Source organism: Paractinoplanes durhamensis (assembly GCF_016862175.1).
Classification (GTDB): Bacteria; Actinomycetota; Actinomycetes; order Mycobacteriales; family Micromonosporaceae; genus Actinoplanes; species Actinoplanes durhamensis.
The window spans coordinates 100,559-115,463 of sequence record NZ_BOML01000006.1; the positions used below are offsets into that span (position 1 = coordinate 100,559).

Genomic DNA, 14,905 nt, shown 5'->3' on the forward strand with positions numbered 1-14,905 from the left:
ACTAGCGCAACCCGGAGGCCGTCTGCAAAACGGCCTCCGGGTCATGCTCGTCACGTCAGCCCGATGCGCTCGGCGCCGGGGTGGCGGGGGTGGAGGCGGCAGCGCTGGGAGTTGCCGATGCGGACGGCCCGACCGACGGCGTGGCGCTGTTGGCGGCCTTCTGGGCGTTCTGGAACTTCGTCATGGCCGTGTCGAGGGCGGCCAGGGCTTCGCCGTACTTGGCGAAGTCACCGGACTGCTGGGCGGTCTTGACGTTCTGGATGGCCGTGTCGAGTTCGGCGGCGGCCTGGGCCAGCTCGGTGGGCAGGGTGGCCGGTGGAGTGCCGCCGGTGTTACCCGTACCCGTGTTGCCGGTGTTCCCGGTGTTGCCGTTCCCGCTGGTGTTGCCGTTCTGTTTGCCCTGGTTGACGAGGGCTTGCAGGCCGGCTTTGAGGTTGTCGGCGAGAACCACGTAGGTGCCACCGTCGCCGTACGACATGAGGACCTTCTGCAGCAGCGGGGCCGCATTGTCCTGGTTGCCGGTCTTCACATAGACGGGCTCGACGTACAGTATTCCGTCGGACACCGGCAGTGATACGAGGTTGCCGTAGAGCACCTGGGATTGGCCGTTTCTGGACAGCAGGGTCAGCTGTTGCAGCACGGCGGCGTTGGCGGTCATGTTCCGATGGACCTGGATGGGCCCGGGGATGACCGTTTGATCAGGTAACTCGTACACCTGGAGTTTTGGCTGGTTGTCGACGTACGAGGCCGATACGAGGGCGGCCAGGTTCTCCCGGTTGAGCGGAGTTACGGCGGCGGTCAGCTGGAACTGGGTGCCGGTCTGTTTGGGTAGCTGGACGTTCAGGTAGTACGGCGGCTGTTTCACATTGCTCGACGGCGCGTCCGGTGCGTTCGGCACCTGCCAGAAGTCCTGGCCGGAGAAGAACGCCCGCGGGTCGGTGACGTGGAACTTGGTGAGCAGGTTGCGCTGCACCTTGAACAGGTCCTGCGGGTAGCGGAAGTGATCCTCGAGCGAGGTCGGCGTCTCCGCCTTCGGGATGATCAGGTGGCCGCCGAAGGCCTTGTTCCACGCCTTGAGGACCGGGTCCTGGTCGTCGAACTCGTACAGCTTGACGGTGCCGTCGTAGGCGTCGACGGTGGCCTTGACCGAGTTCCGCATGTAGTTGACGTCGTCCCGGGCCAGGGCGAACTGCCCCTGTCCGGTGAGTTCGTCCTTGGTCTCGTTGGCCAGGTTGATCTTCTGCGAGTACGGATAGCTCGCCGACGTCGTGTAGCCGTCGAGGATCCACACGATCCGCCCGTCGACCGCGGCCGGGTACGGGTCGCCGTCGATGGTCAGGAACGGTGCGACCTTCTCCACCCGGGAGCGCGGGTCGCGGATGTACATCAGCTTCGAGTTGTCGTTGACCGCGTCGGAGAGCAGGAAGTTGCTCTCGGTCAGCTTGATCGAGAAGACCAGGCGGCGCAGGAACGACCCGATCGGGACGCCACCCTTGCCGTCGTAGGTGTAGAGCTCCTCGGCGTTCTTGTTGTCCTCCTGCGGACGGTCGAACTCGACCTTCCGCGCCTTGTCGGTCTGGCCGACGATGGCGTACTCGGTGGACTGCTCGCCGTAGTAGATCCGCGGCTGGTCGACCTTGATCTCCTCGGTGCCCGAGGAACAGGCGCTGGCCTGGCCGCTGGTGCCGAGGAAGCCGGAGACGAAGTACGGCAGGCCGGCGCAGCCGACGTTGTTGGCGGGGGCCGCGACAAGTCCGTACCCGTGGGTGTAGACGGTGTGGCGGTTGAGCCAGTTGCGCTGCTGGGTGGTCAGCTTGTCGTCGTTGATCTCGCGCGCGCCGACCACGAAGTCGCTGGTCCGGCCGTTGACCTCATACCGGTCGACGTCCAGCTTCTTGCCGAAGTCGTAGAAGCCGCGGGACTGCTGCGACTGGGTGAACGCCTGCGACACCAGCTGCGGGTCGATCACCCGGACGTTCTCGGCGCTGGTGTCGGTGGACAGCGAGCCCGGCGGAACGACGTTGGTCGCCGTGTAGGGCTCTATGTCCGTGCTGGTTATCCCGAACGCCGCCCGGGTCGCATTGATCGACTTCTGAATGTACGGCGCTTCCTTGTCGGCCAGGCTGGGCTTGACCGAGAAGTTCTGCACCGCCAGCGGGTAGATGCCGCCGATCGCGACGGCCGAGATGGCCAGCAGGGCGAGCGAGACGCCCGGCCACACCAGGTTTCGCATGCCGGCGTTGGAGAACACGATGATCGCGATCGCGACCACGATGGAGATGTAGGCCAGGATCTCCTTGGCCGGCAACAACGCGTTGACGTCGGTGTAGCCGGCGCCGTAGAGGCCGGGTGACACGTGCTGCTCGAGCAGGAGCGCGCGCCGGTCCAGAACGTACGCCACCGCCTTGAGCAGCACGAAGACCGCGACCAGCGTGGTCAGGTGCGCCCGCGCCGCGGTCGTCATCCGGTCGCCGACGCCCTGCAGCCGCACACCGCCGAAGATGTAGTGCACGGCCAGCGCGCCGAGCACCGACAGCACCACGGCGGTGAAGGCGACACCCAGCAGGTAGCGCCAGAGCGGGTATTCGAAGACGTAGAACCCGATGTCCACCTTGAACTGCGGGTCGACCACGCCGAACGGCTGCGAGTTCTGGAAGAGCAACCAGTCTTTCCACCGGCCCTGCGCGGACAGGCCCGCGAAGAAGCCGATGATCACGCAGAGAACGGTGATCCAGGTGCCCAGGCGCGGGCCGATCACCATCCGGTACCGCTCGAGCGTGGCCTGCTCGGCCGAGTGCGGCCGCAGGAGCGGTCGCAGCCGGTAGGCCAGATAGAGGTTGGCCCCGATGACCAGGGCGACGGCAAGGCCGATGGCCAGGAACAGCACCAGCCGCGTTATGAGTACGCCGGAGAAGACGTTGACGAAATCGACCTCGTTGTACCAGAGGTAATCCGTGTATGCGTCGATGCCCCAACCAAGCAGCGTGAATAGGAGGAAGACCCCTACCAGGACGCCGACGGTGACGCGACCGCGCCGGCTCATCCTCGGTAGAGGGCTGTTACGCATGACCAACGTGGGCTCCACACATCATTTGGGGTGGCGGTGTCTCACATTACGACATCTGTCACGAAGCCGAGCACGGCTTCGGGGTGCCGCCGGAGGTGAAGGTCTTGAGTGCGGTGAGCGCGTCGTCCACCGTGGCCACCTCGGCCATCGGGAGCCCGTCGACCGCATTCTTCAACGCTTCGGCGCAGTTGTCCTTCGGCACCAGGAACAGTTGAGCGCCGGCGCTCTTCGCGCCGACCAGCTTCTGTGGGATGCCGCCGATCGGGCCGACGTTCCCGTTGTCGTCGATCGTGCCGGTCCCGGCGATGATCTTTCCGCCGGTGAGGTCCTCCGGCATCAGCTTGTCCATGATCCCGAGGGTGAACATCAACCCGGCACTCGGACCGCCGATCTTGTCGAGGTCGATCTTCACCTTGAACGGGTACGGCTGTTTCTTCTCGATCTCGATGCCCAGCCGCGGCGTCTTGTCGTCGCCGGACGCCTTCGTGGTGATCTTCGCGCTGCCGGCCTTGCCCGCCCGGGTGTAGGCGACGGTGAACGTGGTGCCGGACGGCTTGCCCCGGACCACGTCGGTCAGCTTCGACGGGTCGGTGATCTTGGTGTCGTCCACCGCGGTGAGCACGTCACCGGTCTGCAGCAGGCCGGTCGCCGCGCCGCCGATGGTCACCGTCTTGACCACGGTCTGCACCGGGTAGCCCAGCTTGGTGAGGGCGACCGTGACCGCACTCTCCTGCGACTCGGTCCACTCCTGCGCGTTCTGCTGCTCGACCTGCTTCTCGGTGGTGTCCGGCGGGTAGATCAGGGCGCGGGGCACGACCGCGTCCTTGTGGCTGAACCAGCCGCTGATCGCCCAGACCAGCTCCACCTGCGACTGCACATTGACCGTGGTCAGCCGCAGCTGCCCGGTCGACGTCGTCGTCTTCGCATCCGTCACCTGAATCACCTCGGTGCCGTTGCTGGAACCGAGCGTGTTCACCGTCGGGCCGGGCTTCAGCACCACGTACGGCAGGGGCGCCGCCATGACACCGACTGCCAGCAGCGCGGTGAGCAGGGCGCCGAGGATGACGGTGACACCACGACGTCTCATGCGCGTGAGACTATCGTCCCACCCTGAGTTCTCTCTGAGCTGACACCGCCATCGGTCCGGAGCGGGCGTTTCGCGCGTACGGTTGACGACGTGCCTGATATCCCGTTCGGCTTCTCACTGCCGGGCGCCCAGCCGCCCGACCCCTCCGACCCGCAGCAGGTCCAGCAGTTCATGGCCGACCTGCAGCGGATGTTCGCCGACCCCGGCAGCGGTCCCGTCAACTGGGATCTGGCCCGGCAGGTCGCGGCGAGCCAGCTGTCCGGGTCCGGCGACCCGGCGGTGACCATGTATGAGCGCCACCACGTCGAGGAGGCGCTCCGGCTCGCCGACCTGTGGCTCGACCCCGTCTCCTCGCTGCCCAGCGGCATCCGGACGGCCGCCGCGTGGAACCGCAACGAGTGGATCTTCAACACGCTCGAGGTCTGGAAGAAGCTCTGCGACCCGATCGCCGGCCGGATGGTCGGCGCCATGGGTGACCTCGTGCCCGACGAGGCGAAAGCCCAGCTCGGCCCGATGCAGTCGATGGTCGCCACGCTCGGCGGAGCACTCTTCGGCGGCCAGCTCGGCCAGGCGCTCGGCCAGCTCGCGGCCGAGGTTCTCTCGGCCGGCGACATCGGCCTTCCGCTCGGGCCGACCGGCACGGCCGCGCTGGTCCCGGCCAACATCAAGGCGTACGGCGAGGGCCTGGAGCTTCCGGAAGACCAGGTCAGGCTGTATGTGGCGCTGCGTGAGGCGGCCCACCAGCGGCTGTTCGGGCACGTCCCGTGGCTGCGGGCGCACGTCCTGACCGCCGTGGAGACGTATGCGAACGGCATCACGGTCAACCGCGAGGCGATCGAGGAGGCGATGAGCCGCGTCGACCCGAGCGACCCCGAGTCGATGCAGGCCATGGCACTGGAGGGCATCTTCACGCCGGAAGACACCCCGCAGCAGAAGGCGAGCCTGGCTCGCCTGGAGACGGCACTGGCCCTGATCGAGGGTTGGGTCGGGCACGTGGTCGACACCGCGGCGGGCGACCGTCTGCCCAGCGTGGCCGCCCTCGGCGAGGCCTTCCGCCGCCGCCGTGCGGCCGGTGGCCCGGCGGAGCAGACCTTCGCCGCGCTGGTCGGCCTGGAGCTACGCCCGCGCCGGCTGCGCGAGGCCGGCGCGCTGTGGGCGGCGGTCACCGAGCACCGGGGCATCCAGGGCCGGGACGCCCTGTGGGGCCACCCCGACCTGCTGCCCACCGACGAGGATTTCGCGAACCCGCAGGTCTTCGCCCAGAGCAGCATGGACTGGGACATCAGCGAGCTGGACGGCCTGGACACCGGCGACGCCCCCGACGAGGGCACCCCCGACAAGTAGGCGCACCATCGCGGCGGCGGTTCTCCCTCCGGGAGGGCCGCCGCTGCGGTGTTTCCGGCGTCAGCCGCCGAGCAGGGCCCGGGTGTTCTCCCAGCCCTCCAGGGCCGGGTCGAGCGATGCCAGCTCGGCCGGTCCGCGCAGCCGGCGCCACTCCGGCGTGGAGGTGACATCACCCGGCTGGGGTGCGGTCCGGCGCAGGAGCTGGGCGGATGCGCTGTCCAGATCGTGGTCGGCCAGCCACTCCGGGGCGGGCAGGCCGGCGGCGACGCCCATCAGCCCGTTTCCGGGCCCGCCCGGGGCGACGGCCACCGCTTTGCCGTCCAACGGCGCCAGGAGCTTGCCCAGGATCATGCCCGGCACGTCGGGGGCGTCGCCCGCGATGACCGCGGCCTGGTCGAACCCGTCCGCGGCGGCCGCCGCGAACACCGGCAGGTAGGTCGCGGCCGGGACCTCGTAGATCCGCATCCCCGGCCAGGCGATCTCCTCGGCCAGCTTCCGGTCCTCGGCGGTCGCGGCGATGGCCGCCTCGGCCTGGGCGAGTCGCGCCAGCAGGTCGACCACATCCTCGGCGAGGGCGGACCGCCAGACCCGCAGATCCACCCCGGGCGGGCTCCACTCCACCGGCACCAGCAGCACCGCAACCACGCGTCGAACCACGCGCCAAACCCTAGTCGCCCGGCCTTAGTCGTCGGTGAGGACCAGCCCGGTGGCGGCCGAGATGCCCTCCAGGTAGCCGCGGGCGCGCTCGGCCTTCGGGAAGCGGCTGACCAGCTCCCAGAACTCGGCGCTGTGGCTGGGGACGACCAGGTGGGCCAGCTCGTGCAGCAGCACGTAGTCGATCACCCAGTCGGGCATCTCCTGGATGCGGTGGGAGATGCGGATCGTGCCGTCGTCGGGGGTGCAGGAGCCCCAGCGGCCGTTCTGGTTGGTCACCCAGCGAACGCTTGCCGGAACCACCTGATGGACGTGATCGGCCAGATAGCGGGACGTCAGGCGGTGCGCACGGGCCAGCAGCTCGTCGTCGGTGCGGCGAATGCGCTCCTCGCGGGCGGCGAGCCGGGCGAGCATCCGCTCGACCCACTCCATCTCCTCGGCCCGGGAGAACCGGTCGGGGATGAGCACGACCACGCGCTCACCGTCTCGGTACGCGGACACCGTGCGACGCCGGCGCTGGCTGCGCCGCACTTCGACGACAGGCTTGCGCGTCCGGGCCATTACCGGCTCGCGCGGCCCAGATTCGGGTTCACGTTGAGACGCTAATCCGTGAGACCCATGTCACCGCAAGAGTACGGCCGATGACACCCGCCGGATATGCACGCTTCGTCCCGGTATAACCGAAAAAATTTTCCAGGACGCAACATGGGCGGCGCTCGGCCAACGTAGCGCACGACACGATGCTGGCAAAACGCGCTGGAAGTCCCTTTTGAGGCTATTTGCGGCTAATTCCCGGCGTGTTTGGGCGCAACTTCGCGAAAAGGGCGTTTTCTCCCGGCACACTCACGACGGCGGCGACACCGCCGGTGCTGCTGACCGGCCCCTCCAGACATGGAAAGGGCCGGACCTGGGTAGTGACCGCCCCTGACGGGAGGCCACATCCACGCGGTCGGGAACGGTCCAGCGCCAAGCAGATCGCGGCCTGCCGCCGCGAACAGGCATCGGGCCTAACCGGCCGACGACACGACTAGGAGGAACCGTGGCCGACAACACGTACAACGGCTACTGCGTGAAGTGCAAGGAGAAGCGCGACTTCCAGGGCACCGTGGAGGTCTCGAAGACCGGCATGAACATGGCGAAGGGCAAGTGCCCCGTCTGTGGCACGACTGTGAACCGGATCCTCGGCAAGGCCAAGGCCTGATTCACGCTTACGGGTAGAGCGGTGCCGCGTGCACCGCTCTACCCATAACCGTGTCGAAGCCGACACGTTGAGTAAATGTGGATAGCAGCACGAGCCTGTGGATAACTCGCTCATAGCTGTGGACAACCCGCTTCCTGGGCTCGGCGGCCCTGTGGACAACCAACTCACTCCGCATGGCATCGGTGACACCCTGTCACGGTGAACCGCCCCACCCTCATCCCCGGGATCCCCCGCGTCTGGCGCAACGGCGAGCTGCAGATCGGCTCCGATCCGGCCCGGGCGCTGCTGCTGAGACTCCCCGACAAGCGCGCCGAGCAGGTGCTCGACCTCCTCGACGGCACCCGCTCCGAGAGCCTGGTCGTGTTGCGCGCCGCCGAGCTCGGCGTCCCGCCCGACATCTCCCGCGCGATGCTGGCGACCCTGCACGACGCCGGCCTGGTGCTTCCCCGCTCGGCTCTGGTGCCACCCGTCGACCGGCTGGCCGGCGAGGCAGCCGCCCTCGCCCTGCACGGCTCCGGCCCGCCGTCTCATCTGCTGCGCCGCCGAAAAGCCTCCCGAGTGGTGCTGTCCGGTCGGGGCCGGCTCGCCGCCGGCATCGCGGTGGTGCTGGCCGAGGCGGGCGTCGGGCAGGTGCAACTCGACATCGCCGGCTCGGTCCGCCCGGGCGAGCTGGCCGGCGGACCGCTTCGCGCCTCCGACATCGGCCGGCCCCGGCGGCAGGCGATCATCGACGCGGTGAAACGCGCCGTACCCGAAATGGGTCATGTCGATCGCCGGTCGACCTCGGCGCTGCTCATCCAGTTCGACCACGACCAGCCCGTCGGCCTGCTGGCGGCTGCCCTGGCCGCTCGCCGCCAGCCGCACCTCGCCGTCACCATCCGCGAGGGCGCCGTCGTGATCGGCCCGCTCGTGCCGCTCGCCGGCAAACCCTGCCTCAATTGCCTCGACCTGCACCGGAAGGACCGCGACGCGACCTGGCCCGGCCCGCCCGCCGCCACCGTTCCGGAGACCTGCGCGGTGACCACCCTGCTGGCCGCGACCGCGTTCGCCGCCGCCGAGGCGCTGACGTTCCTCGACGAGGGCCGTCCGCAGACCGTCGGCGCCACCGTCGAGCTCACCGGTCCGGGCCGGGTCCGGCGCCGCACCTGGCCGCCGCATCCGGGCTGTTCGTGTGCCCGGACATGAGAATTATCGGGCCTCTTCGATCGGACTTTTTGCACATCTGGGGGCGAAGGCCGCCTAGCCGGGCGGCCACTCGGCAAACCGTCGGTCACAATGATCGGGTGACCGACATTCCGCGTCGTGCTGCGTCCCGCACCGCGAAACTGGCAGCGCTGCCCCTGGGGTTCGCCGGGCGCGCCGCCCTGGGGCTGGGCAAACGCGCGGTCGGGATCGCCTCCGACGTCATCTCCGCCGACATCCAGCAGCGCACCGCCGAGCAGTTGTTCAGCGTGCTCGGCCAGCTCAAGGGCGGGGCGATGAAGTTCGGGCAGGCACTGTCCGTCTTCGAGGCCGCGCTGCCCGAGGAGATGGCCGGGCCCTATCGGCAGGCCCTCACCAAGCTGCAGGAGGCCGCGCCGCCGATGCCGGTGGCCAGCCTGCACAAGGCCCTCGCCGAGCAGCTGGGCCCCGACTGGCGGGAGAAATTCGCCGAGTTCGACGACAGCCCGGCCGCCGCGGCCAGCATCGGCCAGGTGCACAAGGCGCTGTGGAAACTGCCACCGGCTCGGAAGAACGCGAAGCCCAAGACCATCCAGGTCGCGGTGAAGGTGCAATACCCGGGGGCCGGCGAGGCGCTGCTGTCCGACCTCAAGCAGCTGTCCCTGCTGGCCGGCATGTTCAAGATCATTCAGCCGGGCATGGACATCAAGCCGCTGCTGGCCGAGCTCCGGGCGCGCATCACCGAAGAGCTCGACTACGCGATGGAGGCGGCGACCCAGACGGCCTTCGCCACCGCGTTCGCGGGTGACGACGAGATCTTCGTGCCGCGGGTCATCGCGTCGGCCCCGCGGGTGCTGATCACCGAATGGGTCGACGGCACCCCGCTGGCCAAGGTGATCAGCGAGGGCACCCAGGAGGAGCGGGACGAGGCCGGGCGGCTCATGGCCACCCTGCACTTCTCGGCGCCGGCCCGGGCCGGGCTGCTGCACGCCGACCCGCACCCCGGCAACTTCCGCATCCTGCCCGACGGGCGGCTCGGCGTGATCGACTTCGGCGCGGTGGCCCGGCTGCCCGAGGGCCACCCCGAGCCGGTCGGCCGGCTGGTCCGGCTGGCCCTCGACGGGGACGCCCAGGGTGTGGCCGACGGGCTGCGCGACGAGGGCTTCATCAAGCCGGACGACGAGATCGACGCCGAGGCGGTGCTGACGTTCCTGCGCCCGATGATCGAGCCGATCGCGGTCGACGAGTTCCGGTTCTCCCGCAGCTGGCTGCGCGGCGAAGCGACCCGGTTGACCAGCCCGAAGTCCCCGGCCTACCAACTGAGCCGAAAGCTCAACCTGCCCCCTTCCTACCTCTTGATCCACCGCGTGACGCTGGGCTCGATCGGGGTGCTCTGCCAACTGGAGGCCGAGGCCCCCTACCGCGCGATCGTCGAGAAGTGGCTGCCCGGGTTCGCCCCGGTCGGGTGACCTCGGGACGGCTCGTCATGATTCGATGAGGGGCATGGACGCCACGGGCCACATCGAAGATCTTGGAAGCTTTATCTCGGCGTCGCCGAGTTCCTACCATGCGGCGGCCGAGGTGGCCCGCCGGCTCGGCGAAGCCGGCTACGCCACGCTCGACGAGGCGGCCGACTGGCGGGAGATCGTGCGGCCCGGCGCCCGGCTGGTGCTGGTCCGCGACGGCGCGGTGATCGCCCTCGCGCTGCCGGCCGATGCCGGACCGGCCACCCCGTTCCGGATCCTCGGCGCGCACACCGACTCGCCGACGTTCAAGCTCAAGCCCCGGCCGGCGCTGTCCGCGCACGGCTGGCTGCAGGCCGGCGTCGAGGTGTACGGCGGGCCGATCCTCGCCTCCTGGTTCGACCGGGAGCTGGAGTTCGCGGGCCGGCTCGTCGACCGTGACGGCACCGTCCACCTGGTCCGGACCGGGCCGTTCGCCCGCATCCCGCACCTGGCCATCCACCTCGACCGCGAGGTCAACTCGTCGTTCGCGCCCGACAAGCAGCGCGACATCCAGCCGGTGTTCGGCGTCTCCGGCCCGGACGTGCTCACCCACCTGGCCCGGCTGGCCGGCCTCTCGTCGGCGCACGACGTGGCCGGCTTCGACGTGATGTCGGTGGATTCGGCGGCACCGACCCGGTTCGGCGCGGACCGGACGCTGTTCGCCGCCGCCCGGCTGGACAACCTGTCCTCGGTGCACGCCGGGGTGACCGCCCTGCTCCGGGCTGGGGACGGGCGGGCTGGGGACGGGCCGGTGATCGCGGTGCTGGCCGCTTTCGACCACGAGGAGCTCGGCTCGGAGAGCCGTTCCGGCGCCGCCGGGCCGCTGCTCTCCGACGTCCTGGAGCGGGTCTCGGCCGCGCTCGGCGGGCAACGCGAAGACCTGGTCCGGGCCATTTTCGGCTCGTGGTTGCTCTCCGCCGACGCCGGCCACGCCATCCACCCCAATCGTGGGGAGCGCCACGACCCGGCCAACCGCCCGGTCGTCGGCGGCGGCCCGCTGCTGAAACTCAACGCCAACCAGCGCTACACGACCGACGCGGTCGGCGCCGCGCTGTGGGCCCGCACCTGCGACAAGGCGGGTGTCCCGTTCCAGGAGTTCGTCTCCAACAACGCCATCCCGTGCGGCTCCACGATCGGCCCGATCAGCGCCACCCGCATCGGCATCCCGACCCTGGACGTCGGCACGCCGCTGCTCTCCATGCACTCGGCCCGGGAGCTGTGCCACGTCGACGACCCGGCCTATCTGTCCGCCGCGGCCGAGGTCTTCTTCACCGGCCTGCCCTGAAGATCCGCCCGCCCTGAATCGCGCCGCCCGGAACCCGGTCGTCTGAAGGCGCCTGAAGGCCCGCCGCCCGAAAGGCGGCCGCACAAAGCAAAGGCCCGTCCGCGCCAGAAGCACGGACGGGCCTTTCAGGTTGGTCTCGCTATGTGTTGTCGGGGATCAGTAGCGCCCGCCACCCAGTTCGCGCGAGGCCCGGTGCTGGGCCTGCATTGCTACCAGACGAGCGGGGCGGTGCGCCTCAGGTGTGTAGTCACGCTGAGGCCGAGGCATTCGAGCCCGGGACAACGCTTCGTGGAGAAGTCTCATCTTGCTGGCTCCAGTCGTATTCATTTCGATGCTCGGCTTTCGGGTTGCGGCCTGGTCGGCCTCGGGGAGGGCGATGGTGCTGTTCACGTTGATCAGGCCGCCAGGCGAACCTGGTTGCGGGACTCGAGACCGTTAGCGGCGAGCCGCTCCTCGACCTCGACAGCGAGCTCGGCGTCACGCGCCACGTCCGCCTTACGCGGACGGCCACGCGGCCGCTTGCGGGGAACCACGGCACCCCGCTCGAAGATCTCGCCACCCCAGACACCCCAGGGCTCGTTCCGCTCGACCGCGCCGGCCAGGCACTCCACACGCAGCGGGCACTCCCCGCAGAGCGACTTGGCCAACTCCAGCTGGGCCGGGGAGTCCGAGAACCAAAGATCCGGGTCGAACTTCCGGCAGGGCAGGTTTGCCTCGATGTCGACGCTCACGTCGATCGGGGCCAGCGCCAGACTCATAAAGCCCGGTCACCTCTCTCTTCTTCAGCGATCTTCTGGATCGTCGTTTCGTACCGACCGGCTGGTGAGCCGGCAAAAAAATTAAGGCCGCGGGACCCTGTACGGGTTCCGCGGCCTCGAGGTGAGCCGGAGGTCTGGTTTACCAGACCGGCCTTCCTCGAGGCGGGACTCCGCTGCCACCATCCGCGTAACGCTTCTTGGAGGAGTTGGAGCCCTTGAACCCAGTGGTGCCATTGATTTCGTCGCTAAGCGTCAGGACCCGAACCAGCTCGGCCTGGACCTGGACCTGGTGCACCCGCGAAGCCGGAGCCCGCTCGGCAGCCAGAACGGCCACCGGACGCACTGCTTTGCCCGAAATCGGAGCCCGCTCGGCGGACCGCACCTCAGCCGCCGGAGCGACTGGTGCCATCAGCAGGGCGGGGGCCCACTCGGAAACCGGCGCTGCCACCGGAGCGGCAGAAATCGGCAACAGAGCGGACGGAGCGCACGCACGGGTCAGCGGCAGCGACGGCTGCGTCATCATGTAGATCTCCATCTCTGCCACCTCCTCCATTCGCGATGCACTCGTAGTTTGTTTTGCCTTGTAGAGCATGCCGCTCGCCAAGGTGTGCACTGAGGCTATGCCTGCCGCGCAAGCGAGGGCAAACGAATTAACCGACTAGTTTTCAAAGTTTTTTGACGAGGCTTCGGCGGGTGCCGCGCCACCCACGAGAGCGAAGACCGCGGCACCGTACTGACCGAGCTTTCGCGGCCCGATCCCGGCGATCGCCAGCAACTCGGCCGGGTTGGCCGGGCGCCGCTCCGCCATCGCCACCAGAGTCGCATCGGTGAAAACAACATATGCAGGGACTTTGAGCCCGGCCGCGGTCTCCGCCCGCCAGGCCGTGAAACGGTCCAGCAGGTCCTGATCGAGGTCGGACGGGCAGGTCGGGCACCGGCCCATCTTGCGGTCGGCACCGCCCAGCAGGGCGGCCCCGCAGATGCGGCAGGACGACACCTGAGAACGCTTTCGGTCGGGTTTCCGACTCCGGTCGGCGCCGGCTCGCTCGGTGGGCGAATGGCGCTCGAGCTGCGGAAGGAAGCGGCAGGGCCGGCGCGCCCGGCCGCTGCCGGACCGGGTCTGGCCGTAGGAGAGCCAGAGCCACTCGCGGGCCCGGGTCACTCCGACATAGAGCAGGCGGCGCTCCTCCTCCAACTGCTCCGGCGTCTTCGCATACGTCGTCGGGAGCGTGCCGTCGGCGAGACCGACCAGGAAGACCGCATCCCACTCCAGGCCCTTGGCCGAGTGAAGTGAGGCGAGCGTCACGCCGGCGACCGTGGGCGCGTGCTGCTGGTCGGCCCGGCGGGCCAGCTCGTCGTTGAAGGCGGTCAGCGTGACGTCCCGCTGGACGGCGCCGGCCTGCCCGATCGGCTCGAAGGCGGGTGCTTTCGCATACTCCTCGGCCAGCGTGACCAGGGCCGCGAGTGCCTCCCACTGCTCGCGCGCCGCACCGCCGGGCGGGGGTTGCTCGCGCGACCACCCGGTCGCCGCCAGCCCTTCGACCACCGCCTGCACCAGCGGGGTCTCGCCGGGCGTGGACCGCACCGCCGCGCGCAACGCGATCATCGCCTGCCGCACCTCGGGCCGCTCGAAGAACCGCTCGGCGCCGCGCACCAAGTAGGGCACCTCGGCCTCGGCCAGCGCCTCCTCGTAGACCTCGGACTGCGCGTTGATCCGGAACAGCACGGCGATCTCGCTGGCCGGGGTGCCGCCGGCGATCAGCTCGCGGCAGCGGCGCGCCACCGCGGCGGCCTCGCCCGCCTCGTCCGGGAAGATCTTCAGCTCCGGCTCGGCGCCGGGCGGGCGCTGGCCGACCAGCTCCAGACGCAGCCGGGCCTCGTTGCCGCGGGCCTGCCGGATCACCGCGTTGGCCAGGCCGACCACCTGCGGGGTGGAGCGGTAGTCGCGGACCAGGCGGATCACCACGGCGTCGCGCCGCTGCCGCGGGAAGTCGATCAGATAGCTCGCGGTGGCGCCGGTGAACGAGTAAATCGTCTGGCTGGCGTCGCCGACCACGGTGAGGTCGTTGCGGCCGCCCAGCCAGGCGTCGAGCAGGCGCTGCTGGAGGGGGTTGACGTCCTGATATTCGTCCACCACGAAGTGCCGATACTGCGCCCGGATCTCCTCGCCGACATCCGGGTGCTCCTCGATGCCCCAGACCGCGGCCCGCAGCATGTCCTCGAAGTCGATCACGCCCTGGCGGCGCTTGAGCGTCTCGTAGGCCGCGAAGACCTCGGCGACCTTGGCCGGGTCGTGCGGCGGCTCCCGGTGGGCCTTGGTGGCGGCCACCACATACTCCCCCGGCTCGACCAGCGACGACTTCGCCCACTCGATCTCGCCGGCCAGGTCGCGGGCGCCGGTGCGGTCGGCGCGCAGCCCGGCCTTGGCCGCGGCCAGGCCGACCATCCGGACCTTCGACTCGATCAGCTCGGGCATCGACCGGCCCTCGAGCAGCCGGGACGCGAAATAGCGGACCTGGCGCAGGGCGGCCGCGTGGAATGTGCGCGCCTGCACGCCGGTGGCGCCGAGCGCGCCGAGCCGGGCCCGCATCTCGGCGGCGGCTCGCGCGGTGAACGTGACCGCCAGCACGTGCCGGGGGCTGATCTCGCCGGTCAGCGTCCGGTAGGCGATGCGGTGGGTGATCGCCCGGGTCTTGCCGGTGCCGGCGCCGGCGAGGATGCAGACCGGACCGGCCGGAGCGGTCACCACCGTCCGCTGTTCCGGATCGAGCCCGGCCAGCACCGCATCACTCAGCACGGTGGGAATCATGGCACTCGGGTCTGACGTTATGTCGCAAGGCGGA

At 69.5% G+C, this 14,905-nt stretch carries 12 protein-coding genes; 5 read left to right on the plus strand and 7 right to left on the minus strand.

The features are described from left to right. Positions 1–55: 55 nt before the first annotated feature. Together Adu01nite_RS03375 and Adu01nite_RS03380 are read right to left on the minus strand one after the other, a co-directional pair. Positions 56–3,043 (minus strand): UPF0182 family membrane protein, encoded by a 2,988-nt coding sequence (locus tag Adu01nite_RS03375; protein WP_203724732.1) that lies wholly within the window; start codon positions 3,041–3,043, stop codon positions 56–58. An 82-nt stretch (positions 3,044–3,125) separates the two neighbouring features. Further along, entirely contained in the window at positions 3,126–4,154 is a 1,029-nt protein-coding gene (locus tag Adu01nite_RS03380) for a YlbL family protein (protein ID WP_203724733.1), read from the minus strand. 90 nt (positions 4,155–4,244) lie between these two features. Between Adu01nite_RS03380 and Adu01nite_RS03385 the strand changes: the two genes are divergently transcribed. Beyond that, a complete protein-coding gene (locus tag Adu01nite_RS03385) occupies positions 4,245–5,498 on the plus strand; it encodes a zinc-dependent metalloprotease (RefSeq protein WP_203724734.1) in 1,254 nt (417 codons plus the stop codon). A 60-nt stretch (positions 5,499–5,558) separates the two neighbouring features. Here the strand turns inward: Adu01nite_RS03385 and Adu01nite_RS03390 are convergent, their stop codons facing one another. Continuing rightward, the gene (locus Adu01nite_RS03390) at positions 5,559–6,155 is read right to left on the minus strand and encodes a hypothetical protein (RefSeq protein ID WP_203724735.1); all 597 of its coding nucleotides are present in this window, start codon (positions 6,153–6,155) and stop codon (positions 5,559–5,561) included. 24 nt (positions 6,156–6,179) lie between these two features. Then, on the minus strand, positions 6,180–6,713 hold the full coding sequence (locus Adu01nite_RS03395) for a M48 metallopeptidase family protein (protein WP_203724736.1): 534 nt from the start codon (positions 6,711–6,713) through the stop codon (positions 6,180–6,182). Between the two features lie 478 nt (positions 6,714–7,191). Here Adu01nite_RS03395 and Adu01nite_RS03400 point away from each other — a divergent pair, with 478 nt between their 5' ends. The 4 genes from Adu01nite_RS03400 (at position 7,192) to Adu01nite_RS03415 (ending at position 11,304) form a co-directional block, all read left to right on the plus strand. Next, the gene (locus tag Adu01nite_RS03400; protein WP_015625326.1) at positions 7,192–7,353 is read left to right on the plus strand and encodes a DUF5679 domain-containing protein; all 162 of its coding nucleotides are present in this window, start codon (positions 7,192–7,194) and stop codon (positions 7,351–7,353) included. Positions 7,354–7,551: 198 nt separating this feature from the next. Continuing rightward, entirely contained in the window at positions 7,552–8,538 is a 987-nt protein-coding gene (locus Adu01nite_RS03405; protein WP_203724737.1) for a ubiquitin-activating E1 family protein, read from the plus strand. 98 nt (positions 8,539–8,636) lie between these two features. After that, positions 8,637–9,983, plus strand: coding sequence for an ABC1 kinase family protein (locus Adu01nite_RS03410; protein WP_203724738.1), 1,347 nt, complete (start codon positions 8,637–8,639; stop codon positions 9,981–9,983). A gap of 34 nt (positions 9,984–10,017) precedes the next feature. After that, positions 10,018–11,304 (plus strand): M18 family aminopeptidase, encoded by a 1,287-nt coding sequence (locus Adu01nite_RS03415; protein WP_203724739.1) that lies wholly within the window; start codon positions 10,018–10,020, stop codon positions 11,302–11,304. A 395-nt stretch (positions 11,305–11,699) separates the two neighbouring features. On the opposite strand, the gene Adu01nite_RS03420 is transcribed toward Adu01nite_RS03415, so the two are convergent. From Adu01nite_RS03420 to Adu01nite_RS03430, 3 genes are all read right to left on the minus strand, one after another. Next, a complete protein-coding gene (locus tag Adu01nite_RS03420; RefSeq protein ID WP_203724740.1) occupies positions 11,700–12,062 on the minus strand; it encodes a WhiB family transcriptional regulator in 363 nt (120 codons plus the stop codon). 139 nt (positions 12,063–12,201) lie between these two features. Then, positions 12,202–12,597: a hypothetical protein gene (locus Adu01nite_RS03425; RefSeq protein ID WP_203724741.1), complete on the minus strand. Its 396-nt coding sequence runs from the start codon at positions 12,595–12,597 to the stop codon at positions 12,202–12,204. A gap of 123 nt (positions 12,598–12,720) precedes the next feature. Further along, entirely contained in the window at positions 12,721–14,859 is a 2,139-nt protein-coding gene (locus Adu01nite_RS03430) for an ATP-dependent DNA helicase UvrD2 (RefSeq protein WP_275414615.1), read from the minus strand. Positions 14,860–14,905: the final 46 nt, after the last annotated feature.